This window comes from Enterobacter cloacae complex sp. P6RS, assembly GCF_014982245.1.
In the GTDB taxonomy this organism is placed as follows: Bacteria; Pseudomonadota; Gammaproteobacteria; order Enterobacterales; family Enterobacteriaceae; genus Enterobacter; species Enterobacter bugandensis.
On the sequence record NZ_JADCLB010000024.1, the window covers coordinates 32,177 to 46,439 of the forward strand.

Sequence of the window (14,263 nt, forward strand, 5' to 3'; positions counted from 1 at the left end):
ATTGCATCCAAAAACGTCACCACCAATTATTAACTTACATCTAAAAAATAAATAAAAAAGCATACTGCAATCAGAAAAAACTCAACAAAAACAATCTAATAATAAAATAAATACATAAACCCCATCAATAAATTAATGGCCTCTTTACGACCTACCTCTTTATTTACGAAAGCTTAATTTGCACATTCACCGTTTTCTGGCTATATCATTTTTATATCCTCAAAACCAAATCCTCTATTAATTACAGGGTTTTATAAGGCACAAAATACGCATAGCAAACATTCTGTCTCGTAAGTAATTACATTCGCTCTGATGTTGCCACTCTGAATCCTGGCGGGCATCGTTCGCTCTAAAAAAGACGGTGAGTGCTGTTTAAAAAACAGTAACTCCGCCGGGGGCGCCCTTTACCTTCTCCAGAGATGGCTCGTCTTGCTCGTCGTTCACGATAACTCTGCTGGAGTAATACCTAAATGAGCCAAATCTCTGTTATATCAAAACTCACTGGCGTCGAAACGACTACGGAAGGCACACAGGTTACGTTGAGCCATTCCTCTATCGTTGAGCTTCATGTAGAGCGAGCCGATGTCTCCCACTTCGCGCGAAGTGGTAACGATCTGGTGGTGACACTGCACTCAGGGGAAGTGATCACCCTTAAAAATTTCTATGTCACCGACGCGCAGGGCGTGAGCCAGCTGGTGCTCCAGGAGAGTGACGGTGCGTTATGGTGGATTGAAGATCCCACCGGGGCCGCCACGTACGAATCCATCGCGTCCACGGACGCCTTGCTGGCCGCATCCGGGAGTGATGCAGGTGGTGCCGCCATCTGGCCGTGGGCGCTGGGCGGCATTGTCGCGGCTGGCGCCATCGCGGCGGTGGCAAGCTCCAGCGGCGGCGGCGGCGGGGATGACGATGATGGGAATAACAACAATCCTAACCCTAACCCCAGTACGCCAGTCGATCCCACCAACCCGGATACAACACCGCCGAATGCACCCTCCAGCCTTCAGTTCTCGTCGGACGGTAAAAGCGTCACCGGTACCGCCGAGCCCGGCAGTACTATCACGCTGAAAGACGCGAACGGCAACGTCCTTGGCACCGGAAAAACCGGCAGTGACGGCAACTTTACCGTGTCTCTCGGCACTCCGCTGACCAACGGCGAACAGGTGACCGCCACCGCGACGGATGCAGCCGGGAATACCAGCCAGGGCACAACGATTACGGCGCCGGATCTCACCGCACCCGATGCCCCAACGATCGGCAGCGTGACGGACGATATTGATCCTCAAACGGGGTCGGTCACAAACGGCGGCAGCACCAACGATCCACGCCCGCAGCTCAGCGGCACTGCGGAGGCGGGTTCCACCGTAACCATCTATGACGGCGGAGTCGCCATTGGCACGGCGCTCGTCGCCAGCAACGGCACCTGGACATTTACCCCGTCAACCGATCTGACTGAAAGCACCCACCAGATTACCGTGCGGGCAACCGACGCCGCCGGCAACCTCGGACCGGCCTCGCCGGTATTTACCCTCACCGTGGATCTTACCCCGCCGACCGCGCCAACCGCGATTGTGCTGACCGACGACACGGGTGCGATCAGAGGAACCATAACCGCAGGCACACCTACCGATGCGTCAAAGCCGATCCTGGCGGGAACGGGCGAGCCCGGTGGCACAATCACTATCTACGATAACGGCGTTGCGGTTGGAACCACAACGGTGCTGCCGAACGGCACCTGGAGCGTCACGCCAGACGGCCCGCTCGCGGACGGAACGCACACGATAACCGTCGTTGAAACCGATGCAGCCGGAAACCAGAGTGCGGCCTCAGAGCCAATCATCTTCACCGTGGACACCACGCCGCCGCTGGCCCCCGGCGACCTCGTCGTATCGAATGATGGCGGCACCATCACCGGCACCGCGGAGCCTGGCAGCACGGTAACCATCCGTGAAGGCGACGCTATCCTTGGCACCCCTGTGGCCGACAGCGAGGGCAACTTTAGCCTGACGCTGACCCCGCCTAAGCTCAACGGCGAAATCCTGACCGCAGACGCCACCGACGCTGCGGGCAACACGGGGCCAGCAACCTCCGCAGCAGCGCCGGATATCACCCCACCGCAGGCCCCGGTTATCGTGTCGGTGATTGACGACGTGCTGAACACAACCGGTCCCGTGGACCAGAATGGGCTGACCAACGACCGGGCACCGACCCTGAACGGCACGGGCGAACCCGGTTCGACCATCACGATTTTCAACGGCAGCGATATCATCGGCACGGTGGCCGTCCCCTCATCTGGCCTGTGGAGCTTTACGCCGCCCTCACCGCTGGCCGATGGCACGTATGTGCTGACGGCAACGGCGACGGATGCCGCCGGTAACCCGAGCGGACAATCGAACGCGTGGACCATTATCGTCGACGGGACGGCGCCAGCCGCCCCGGTGATTACGCAGGTCGTTGACGATGTGCCTGAACGAACCGGCTCGCTCGACCTCAATGAGACCACCAATGATTCAACCCCGACGCTCAGCGGTACCGCCGCGGCCAACGCCACGGTCACCATCCGCGTGGATGGGGTTGATATTGGAACCACCGTCGCCGATGGCCTCGGCGCGTGGAGCTTTACTCCGGACACCCCGATCGCTGAGGGTCAACATACCCTGACCGCCGTCGCAACTGACGCGGCGGGAAACATTAGCGACGTATCCAACAGCTGGGGCATCATCATTGACAGCGTTGCCCCGGATGCGCCGGTCATTACCCAGGTGGTGGATGACGTGCCAGAGCGCCTCGGCGCGCTCAACCCTGGCGACAGCACCAATGACACCACGCCGACGCTCAACGGCACCGCGGAGCCGGGCTCAACCGTCACCATCCGCCAGGACGGCGTCGATCTCACTACAATTGTGATCGACAGCAGCGGCACGTGGACCTATACCCCAACCACACCGCTTGTTAACGGCACCTATACCTTTACCGCCGTCACCACCGATGGAGCGGGTAATACCAGCCAGCCGTCAGGCGGCTTTACCCTGACCGTCGATACCACGCCGCCAGCGGCGGCCACCATCGCCACCGTAACCGATGACGTCGGCGGCGTTAACGGGCCGCTTACCAGCGGCGACACCACCGACGACACCACGCCGACCCTGAGCGGCACCGCGCCGGCAGATGCGGTGATTACCGTCTATGACGGCACCACCCTGCTCGGCACCGCGACCCTCGACGGCAGCGGCGGCTGGAGCTTTACCCCCGTTATCCCGCTCACTGACGGCCCGCATACGCTGACGGTGCATGCCACGGATGCCGCGGGCAATACCACCATCTCAACGCCGTTTGAGCTGACGGTAGATACCGTTCCGCCGGCCACGCCGGATATCCCGGCAATCACCGTCAATCCTGACGGTACAGAAACGCCGCTGAACCCGGGAGAAACCACCCGCGACACCACGCCGACCCTGAGCGGCACCGGCAATCCGGGCGATACCGTGACCATCTACAACGGTGGGGTCAAGCTTGATGATGTGCTCGTGGACGGCACCGGCAACTGGACCTGGACGCCAGCTACCCCGCTGCCTAACGGCACCTATGACATTACCCTGACCGTCACCAATATGGACGGCACGGGCAACGAAAGCGCCCCGTCCCAGCCGGTCACCATCACCATTGATACCGATGCGCCAACAGCACCAGCAGCACCGGTAATTACCGATAGCGTCAGCCAGATAACCGGCCCCGTTCCCGATGGCGGAACCACCAACGATCCGCGCCCGATCCTGAGCGGCACCGGTACGGCGAATGACGTTATCAACATCACTGATACCGTTAACGGCACACCGACCATCGTGGGCACCGTGACGGTAGACAGCAACGGCAACTGGAGCTGGCGTCCTGACAGTAATATTGGGGAAGGCAGCCACGTCTATACCGCCACCGCCACCGATGAGGCGGGCAACGTCTCTGACCCGTCGCCAGCGATTACGATTACCGTGGATACCGTAGCACCGGATGTCCCGGTGTTTGACGCCGTCGGGGGCCAGCCGAATGGGGGCTTAATCACCGATGCGACGCCAACCGTCGGAGGTACCGGCACGACTGGCGACACGGTCATCGTTTACAACAACGGCGTTGAGGTAGGACGTGTCGATGTCGTTAACGGAGAATGGAGCTTTGTCCTGCCACCACAGCAGGACGGCCTGCTGAACATCACCGTTGCGGGAGTCGATGCCGCAGGTAACGTCAGCGCGCCGAGCCCGGTCGTTTCCGTCACGCTCGATACCCTTGCGCCTGAAGTCCCGGCCATTACCGAGGTTGAGGGCAGCCAGCTGTCTAATAACCTGCTTTATACGAATGACGGCACGCCGACCCTGACCGGGACCGGCGAGCCCGGCGCCACCGTTATCGTCTCCATCGACGGTACCCCGTCAGGAGCACCGGTAACGATACAGTCGGACGGCAGCTGGAGCTGGACCGCAGGCACAACGCTACCGGATGGCCAGTATGCCTTCACCGTCTCTTCCAGCGATCCGGCGGGAAATATTTCAGGGAGTTCCGCGCCGGTGAGCGTGACGGTAGATACCGTTGCCCCGGCAGATCCGGGCAACATGAGCCTGCCAGATGAAGGAACACCGCTGACCGGTACCGGTGAAGCGGGCAGCATCATTACCGTGACAAACGGTACTACGGTCATTGGTACCGGGGTTGTCGGCAGCGACGGCAGCTTCTCCATTGCGCTGAGCCCGGCGCAGCTGGATCCAACCACGCTGACCGTGACTGCCACGGACGCCGCAGGAAATGCCAGCGCTGACGTGCCTTTTATCGTCACCGACTCGCCGCTTGAGCTGCCGCAGGTTCCCGTTATTACGGCCATCGTCGATGACGTGGACCCGGTCACCGGCGATGTGAAAGGCAAAACCACCAACGACACCACGCCAACGCTTACCGGTACGGCCGAAGCGGGCAGCGTGATAACTATCTATCAGGACGGTAGCACGACGCCATTAACAACGGTGACCGCCGACGGCAGCGGCAACTGGAGCTATACGCCGGCCGCGCTTGGCGAGGGGCTGCACACCTTTGAGGTGACCGCGACCCTCAACGGTGCCACCAGCGGCCGCTCTCCGGCGGCCAGCGTCACCGTCGATCTGACCGCGCCGGGCACGCCAACTATTGGCTCGGTCATTGACGACGTGGGTCCTGTCACCGGTCCGTTGACCAGCGGCCAGACCACCAACGACAGCCAGCCGACCCTCACCGGCACCGGCGCGGTGGGTGATACCATCTCCATCTATAACAACGGTGTGCTGCTGGACAGCGTGGTGGTTGGTAATACCGGCACCTGGAGCTACACCACGCCCGCCCTGCCAGAAGGCAGTAACGTTCTGACCATCCGCGAGACCGATCCGGCGGGAAATCAGAGCGGTCCTTCGGCGGACTTCACCATCGTGGTGGATTCCATTTCCACCACGCCGGTCATCACCAGCGTAACGGATAATGTGGGCAATACCGCCACCCCGGTAGCCAGCGGCAGCGAAACGAACGACGCCACGCCAACCCTTTCGGGGACAGCGGACGCAAACAGCATCGTAACCATTTTCGATGGCGCTACCCAGATTGCCGTGGTTACGGCTGATGGCACCGGCGCGTGGAGCTTTACGCCAGAGACCGCGCTTGTCGAAGGGCCACACGCGTTAACGGTTCAGGCAACCGATCCGCAGGGTAACCTGAGCCTGGTCTCAGCCCCGTGGAGCGTGGTGGTTGACCTCACGGCGCCGACGGTTCCAACGCTGGATACGGTAAGTGATAACGTCCCTGGCGGCGTCACGGGCAACCTCACCAGCGGGCAGGCGACCAACGACAACACCCCAACGATTAGCGGCACCGGACAGGCAGGCAGCACCATCTACATCATGAATAACGGTACGCAGTTGGGTACGACGACCGTCGACGGAAACGGTAACTGGTCCTTCACCCCGACCACGCCGCTGGACGACGGCAGCTACTCCCTGCGCGCGTACGCAACGGATGCCGCGGGCAACGCCTCGGCGAACTCATCGGTCTTCGCCTTCACCGTCGATACCGCAGGCCCCGGCGTGCCGGTGGTGACCAGCGTGATTGACGATGTCGCACCGATCACGGGGACGCTCACGTCGGGTAACAGCACTAACGACGCGCGTCCGACCTTCAACGGTACGGGCGACGTGGGTTCTACGGTGCACGTGATTGTTGATGGCAACGAAATTGGCACCGCCGTGGTCAATGCCCAGGGCAGCTGGACCTTCACGCCGGGTACCGATCTGATCGACGGACCGCATGCCATTACCTTCAACGCCACCGACGCGGCGGGCAACGTGGGTACTGCAACGGCACCGTTTAACCTGACGGTGGATACGGGCGTGCCGTCTGCGCCGGTCATTTCAGCCGCGGCAGATAACGTGGGCAGTATTCAAACCCCGCTCACTTCCGGGCAAAGCACCGACGACACCACGCCAACGCTGAGCGGCACCGCGACGGCCAACGCCACGGTCACCATCTATGAAAACGGGCAGCCTGTCGGCACCGCGCTGGCAGACGGTACCGGTGCATGGAGCTTTACGCCGTCCACGCCACTGGCGGCTGGCAGCCACACCTGGACCGCCACGGTCACCGATGCCGCAGGGAACATCAGCCCCGCCTCGCCAGGCTTTACGCTGGTTGTCGATAGCACGGCACCCACCGCGCCGGTTATCAGCCAGGCGATTGACGATGTGGGGAGCATTACCGGGCCAATCACGTCCGGGCAGACGACCGACGACACCGTACCGCGGCTGGTCGGAACCAGCGAACCGTTTGCCACCGTGAATATCTATGAGGGAACCACGCTGGTCGGGACGGGCACCGCAGACGGCAGCGGCAGCTGGAGTATCTTACTCAATACCACGCTGACAGAGGGGGCGCACAGCTTCACCGCGCAGGCTACGGATGCCGCAGGCAACACCAGCGCGTCGTCCGCAAGCTTCAGTCTGACGATTGACACCGCGCCGCCAGCGCTGCCGGTGCTCACCAGCATTCTGGATGACGTCGGCAATGCGGCAACGCCTGTCGCGAACGGAGGAATAACCAACGACGCGCAGCCAACCCTCAGCGGTACGGCGGAAGCGGGTTCTACGGTGAAAATCTTCGATAACGGCGTGCAGATCGGCAGCGTGATCGCCACAGGCGGGGCGTGGAGCTATACGCCTTCTCCGGCGCTGGGCAACGGCCCGCACACGTTGACCTTTACCGCCACCGATGCAACGGGCAATGCCAGCGCGCCAACCGCCGGGTACACGATTAACGTCGATACCCTTGCCCCGGCAGCGCCGGTCATCAGCTCGGTAATTGATGATGTCGGCAGCGTCATCGGACCGGTAACCGGCACCAACCCGACCAACGACACGCGTCCGGCGCTGAGCGGGACCGCCGAAGCGAATGCAACGGTACGGATCTACGATGGCATCACGCTGGTGGGCACCGTCACCGCCGACGGCAATGGCAACTGGACGCTGCCGGAAACCACCACGCTGACGCAGGGCACCCACAACTTCACCGCCACGGCCACCGATGCCGCAGGCAACACCAGCCCGGCATCGGCCGTGACGACGATTATCGTCGATCTGACCGCGCCAACGGCCCCAACCGGAACCTTCAACGCCGACGGTAGCGTATTAACCGGGAATGCTGAAGCAGGCAGTACCGTCACCATCCGTCTCGCGGACGGCTCGACGGTCACGACCACAGCGGGCAGCAACGGCACGTACAGCTACACCTTCGTTAACAAACAGACTGAAGGCCAGACGCTGCAAATCACCGCCACCGACGCGGCGGGCAATATCTCGCAGCCCGGCTCGGCGCTTGCGCCAGTGGTGCCGCTCTCCGCCAGCAATAATGTCGAAGAGCTGGATCTCAGCACCACGGCCACCGTCACCAACAGCCAGTACAGCGACTACGGCTTCCTGCTGGTCGGTGCCGTGGGCAACGTCCTGACGCTGCTCGGTAATGACACCGCTCAGGTCAACTTCACCGTGGGCAGCGGCGGCAGCGCGGATATCGTCGTGAACGCTAACGCCACGGGGGCCGTGCTCTCTCTGCTCAACACCCTTGAGCTGGTGGTTCAGCGCTTTGACACCGTTAACAACACCTGGACTACCGTAGTCGATACCGGACAGCCGCAGTTTGCCGACCTGCTGACGCTGGGGGCAACCGGCGTTTCGCTGAACCTGACCGGGCTGGCGGACGGCAACTACCGCGTGCTGAGCTATAACACCAACCTGCTGGCAACCGGCTCCTACACCAGCCTCGACGTGGCGGTGAAAGAGACCGGGCCGGGCACCGTTACGGGCGATACCAGCCTCGGCGGTAACGTGATCACCGACGTTGACCCAACCGCAGGCAGCGACAACGCTCCGGCAGGGGCAACGGTCACGGCCGTCACTAACGCCCAGGGTGTCACCACCAGCGTCACTGCCGACGGCACGGTGATCCAGGGTCAGTACGGTACGCTGACCATTAACCGCGACGGTAGTTACACCTACGATCTGACCAACACCAGCGCATCGGTGATTGGCCGGACGGAGAGCTTCAGCTACACCATCACGCATAACGGCGTCAGCGCGTCGGCGAATCTGGTGCTGTCGCTGGGCACCGGTACCGCCACCAGCGGTATTGTCGCGGTTGACGATACGAACTCGCTGACCTTCGATACCACCGTCAACGCGATTAACAACGGTACGTCGTCCCAGGGCGGCTTTACCCTGGTGGGAATCAATCTCGGCAACACGCTGGGGCTGAACCTGCTGGACGATATGACCAATCCCATCATCTATAACGTGGAGGAAGGCACTACCCGCACCATGACCATCCAGGCCTCCGTGGGCGGCGTGGCGCTGGCGTCGGTGTTTGATCTGTATGTCTACAAGTTCAACAACGCGACCCAGACCTTCGAGCAGATGCGCGTTGAACCAGGCTGGCTGCGCGCGCCGCTGTTGGGCGGCACCTCGCCTCAGCTGACGCTGCAACTGCCGGCCGGTGAGTACCTGTTCCTGCTGAATACGGCTGCAGGGATCACCGCCCTGACGGCCTACACGCTGAACGTGCTGCAGGATCATGTCTACAGCGTGGCGAGCGTCAGCGCGAGCACTACCGGGGACGTTCTGTCGGATGATATTGCGCCAGTCGGCACGCTGGTGACGGAAGTTAACGGCGTAGCGGTGAACAGCAGCGGTCTGACGAACATTACCGGCGAGTACGGTACGCTGAGCATCAACGCGGCCGGGGAGTACACCTACACCCTGAATAGCGGCGTAGGCGTTGACCACATCAGCACCCCGGATACCTTCGTCTACACCATTACCGCGCCGGACGGCACGAAAGACACGGCTTCGCTCAACATCACCCCAACCGCGCAGCCGATGAATGCGGTGAATGATGTCAGCACCGCGATGGACGTGACGTCGGTACACCACACCGCCGCGTACTCGGATACAACCGTCGGGACGGCGAGCTGGAACGCCGCGCTGCTCACTTCAACCCAGGGCTCCGGCTCCGGCACCTTCGTGGTGGATGCCAATACCGCGCTGCACAACGTGGTGCTGTCGTTTAACGTCGCCTCGTTGCTGACGCTTACAGGGTTGACGGTTGACTGGACGCTGACCAACGGCGCCACCACCGTCAGAACCGGCTCGTTCAACGGCGGGCTGCTGCTGGGCGGCACGGCAACGGTCAACCTGACGGGTCTCGACCTGGAGGCGGGGACCTACACCCTGAGCTATACCGGCAGAATGGGGCCGCTGGGAGTAGGAAATATCACCATCACCCCAAGCGTCACCGGCACAAGCTACTCGCTGTCGCAGTTCGACGCCACGGGCACCCACACCGTTGACGGCAACATTTTCGACGGCACCGGTTCCGCAGGGACGATGGACCAGCTGCACTCGGTGGATACCCGCGTGAGCATTACCGGCTACGACGGCGTTACCACTACGCTGGATCCCTACACCGGCAGCACGCAGTCGAGCATCACGGGTCACTACGGCACGCTGGCGATTGCCGCAGACGGCAGTTACACCTATACGCTCAACCCGGGGATATCGCTCTCTACCATTACCACGAAGGAGGTCTTTAACTACACCCTGACCGATGCCAACGGCACCACGGACACCGCGTCGCTGACCATCAACATGGCGCCGAAATTTATCAGTTCGGAGCATAACGATGTGATTAGCGGTACGGCCTACGGCGACACGCTGATTTATCAGGTGCTGAACAGCACGGCGGGCAACGCGACGGGGGGCAACATCACCAGCGCCGGCGGCGACCACTGGACGAACTTCTCCCTGGCGCAGGGAGACAAGATCGACATTGGCGATCTGCTCGTGGGCTGGGACGGCAATACCGCCTCGCTGGGGAATTATATCAATGTCACGCAAAGCGGTAGCAACACTGTGATCTCTATCGACCGTGACGGCGCAGGGAGCACCTACACTAATACTGCACTCGTTACGCTTGATAACGTGCAGACCACGTACGACGAGCTTGTGAACCAGCAACACATCATTACCTGATAGCACCTGCAGGACATGACCCGGGCGCACAGCGCCCGGGCATAAATAATAAAGCTGTACTTATTTATTAGGGACAAGACATGGGAATAAAGATGCCTTACTGGTGGCTCTCGTGCTGCCTGATATCTGTACCCGCCATCGCGGCAAACCCGGCGGCAACCATCAATACCGGACAGCTCCGCGAAACGCAGGAACTCCCCTCACTGAATGGCCGCGTCGCCCCGGTGGCAGGCAAAGCCGCTCCCGGTTCACTACAGCTTGGCGAGGCCGTTAATCGCGCCGTCACCTGGCACCCGGCGATCGCTGAAGCCGTGGGCAAACTCTACGAACAGAACGAAGAGGTCGACGTCGCCAAATCGAAATACTATCCGCAAATCAACGCCGGCATGGACAACGGGTATTCCCACGACGGCGACCAGAACGGCTTTACGCCGTCGCTGGTGCTCTCTCTTTCACAGATGCTCTACGACTTCGGCAAAGTGGCAAGCCAGGTGCGGGCCGAAAACGCCGGGGTCGCCCAGCAGCAGGCCAACGTGCTGGTCAGCATCGACACCATCGCCCACGATACCGCCATCGCCATGGTGCAGGTGCAAACTCTGCAGCAGATGGTCGACACCGCCAAAGAGCAGCTCGACGCCCTCTCATCAATCGGCAAGCTGACCCGCCTGCGTAACGACGAAGGGGCCACTTCCCTGTCTGACGTGGTGCAGACCGACGCGCGCATTGAAGGGGCACGCGCCCAGCTGATGCAGTATCAGGCCAGCCTCGACAGCGCCCGCGCCACGCTGATGAGCTTTCTCGGCTGGAACAGCCTGAACGATATCAGCAATGACTTTCCGCAGAAGCTGGCCCGCAGCTGCGATATCGCCGAGCCGGACGATCGTCTGGTGCCTGCGGTCCTCGCCGCCTGGGCACAGGCGAACGTCGCCCAGGCTAACCTTGACTACGCCGATGCCCAGATGACGCCTACCGTCTCGCTGGAGCCGGAAGTTCGTCACTATCTGAACGATCGCTACGCGGGTAACGAAACGCGGGACCGCACCCAATATTCCGCCTGGGTGAAAGTCCAGATGCCGCTCTATCAGGGCGGCGGGCTCACCGCCCGACGCAACGCCGCCGGTCACGCGGTGGAAGCGGCGCAGTCGACCATTCAGCGCACGCGCCTCGATGTCCGCCAGAAGCTGCTGGAGGCCCGCAGCCAGGTCATGAGCCTGCAAAGCACGCTGCAAATTCAGGGCCGCCAGGAGGCGCTCAGCGCCCGCACCCGCGAGCTCTACCAGCAGCAGTATCTCGATCTCGGCTCGCGCCCGCTGCTGGACGTGCTCAACGCCGAGCAGGAGGTCTATCAGGCGCGCTTTACCCAGCAGCAGACCCTCGGTCAGCTGCATCAGCTGCAGCTCAACTGCCTCTATAACACCGGGCAATTGCGTCATGCGTTCGATCTTGATAACCGCACCATCCAGACCGTGGAGATCCAGCCATGAAGCAACGCGACATCCCGCAGGGGGAAACGATGACGGATGAGGCGCTGGAGCAGTGGGCTCAGGCGTTTGGCTTTGTCGCCACGCGCTACCGCGTTGCCTGTTCGCCAGGCTCGCTCGTCGCGGGCGCGCCGTGGCTGAAAGGCAAACCGATGGTGCCCGCGCTGACTCAGCTTGCCCGTGAAGCCGGGCTGACGTTCCAGCTGCTGACGGCCGATCAGCAGTCGATCAACAGCTGGCGTCTGCCGGTGGTGGTGGCGCTGAACGACGGAAAAATCGGCGTGATCGAGAATTTCGACGGAGACGATACGCTCGAGGTCAGCTTTTTCGACGACAAGACATACACCAACCGCCTGTCGATGAGCGCAATGCTGCCCGCCATCCGCCACGTTATCGCCCTGCGTCCGCTGGCCGCGCTGAAAGACAGCCGCGTGGACGCCTACATCTCAAAGTACCGTCCGGACTGGCTCTACCGGCTGGTGATGCGCGACCTGCGCCCCTACAGCTGGGTGATGCTGGCGGCGCTGTTTATCAATGTGCTCTCCCTCTCCGGCATTGTCTTTTCCATGCAGGTGTATGACCGGGTAATCCCCGCCCAGTCCTACCCGACGCTCTACGTGCTGACCATCGGAGTGCTGATCGCCACCCTGTTTGGCTTTGTGCTGCGCGTTGCGCGCGGGCACATTATGGATCTGCTGGGCAAACGCTCGGATCTGCGCGTCTCGGATCGCGTGTTCGGCCACGCGTTACGGCTGCGCCACAGCGCCATTCCGCGCTCCACCGGCAGCTTTATCTCCCAGCTGCGCGAGCTGGAGCAGATCCGCGAGATGGTCACCTCCTCCACCATCTCGACGATTGTCGATCTGCCCTTCTTCTTCCTGTTTGTGGTGGTGCTGGCGATCATCGCCCCGCAGCTGGCGTGGATCGCCCCGGTAGCGGCGGTAATCATGGTCCTGCCGGGCCTGCTGCTGCAAAAGAAGCTGGCGGAGCTGGCGAAGCAGTCGGCGCATGAATCCACCCTGCGCAACGCGGTGCTGGTGGAGAGCGTGCAGGGGCTGGAGGACATCAAGCTGATGCAGGCGGAGAACCGCTTTTTGCAGCAGTGGAACAGCTATATCCAGATAACCGCGGAATCCGGCCTACGCACCCGCGAGCTGACCCAGAACCTGATCAGCTGGGGGATGACCGTCCAGAGCCTGGTTTACGCCGCCGTGATCGTGGTTGGCGCGCCGATGGTGATTGACGGCACGCTGACCACCGGCTCGGTGGTGGCCGCCTCAATGCTGGCCTCGCGGATGATCGCCCCGATGGCGACGCTGTGCGGCGTGCTCGCCCGCTGGCAGCAGGTTAAGGCCGCCAAAGAGGGGCTGGACAGCATTATGCAGCTTCCTACTGAAAATCAGCGTGAAGAGACGCCGATCCGCCAGGACGTACTGCGCGGACACTATCTTTTCGAGCAGGCGCAGTTCCGCTATCAGCCGGAAGATCCGCGCATGGCGCTGCGCATTAACCGTCTGGAGATCAGGCCGGGCGAGAAAGTGGCGATCCTCGGGCGTAACGGCGCGGGCAAATCCACTCTCCTGCAGGCGATGGCGGGCGGCATGGATCTGGCGGCCGGCGAGTTGCGGCTCGACAACCTCAGCCTGCCGCATCTGGACGTGGCCGACGTGCGGCGAAACGTCGGCTTTATGACCCAGAACGCGCGGCTGTTTTACGGCACCCTGCGCGAAAACATCACGCTCGGCATGCCGCGCGCCACCGACGAAGAGATCTTCGAGGTGCTGGAGATGTGCGGCGCGGCCAGCTTTGTGCAGAAGCTGCCAAAGGGGCTGGACTACCCGATTATGGAGAACGGCGTGGGATTGTCCGGCGGGCAGCGGCAGTCGATTCTGCTGGCGCGGATGCTGCTGCGCGATCCGAATATCGTGCTGATGGACGAGCCGACCGCCTCCCTTGATGAACACACCGAGCGGGAATTTATCCAGCGCCTGGGGGCGTGGCTCGGCAACCGGACGCTGGTTGTCGCCACCCACCGCGTACCGGTGCTGGAGCTGGTGGAGCGCGTGGTCGTACTGAAAGATGGGATGCTGGTCATGGACGCGCCAAAAGCGCAGGCGCTGAACAACAGCCGCATGCAGCAACAGCAGCAGGCAGCAACCGGACGGGAGTGGAAAAATGAAAATCAGTCAGCGTGACGTGGCCGCG

3 protein-coding genes are annotated in these 14,263 nt (G+C 61.8%); all 3 read left to right on the top strand.

All coding sequences use genetic code 11. From position 1 onward, the window contains the following. Positions 1-470: 470 nt before the first annotated feature. The 3 genes from INF73_RS17495 to INF73_RS17505 all read left to right on the top strand — a co-directional run bounded on the left by INF73_RS17495 (position 471) and on the right by INF73_RS17505 (position 14,253). Positions 471-10,577, top strand: a complete 10,107-nt coding sequence (locus INF73_RS17495; RefSeq protein ID WP_193540622.1) for a BapA/Bap/LapF family large adhesin — start codon at positions 471-473, stop codon at positions 10,575-10,577. Between the two features lie 80 nt (positions 10,578-10,657). Then, a complete protein-coding gene (locus tag INF73_RS17500) occupies positions 10,658-12,061 on the top strand; it encodes a TolC family outer membrane protein (RefSeq protein WP_126326363.1) in 1,404 nt (467 codons plus the stop codon). Further along, on the top strand, positions 12,058-14,253 hold the full coding sequence (locus INF73_RS17505; protein WP_193066103.1) for a type I secretion system permease/ATPase: 2,196 nt from the start codon (positions 12,058-12,060) through the stop codon (positions 14,251-14,253). The genes INF73_RS17500 and INF73_RS17505 overlap by 4 nt, the downstream gene beginning before the upstream one ends. Positions 14,254-14,263 lie beyond the last annotated feature (10 nt).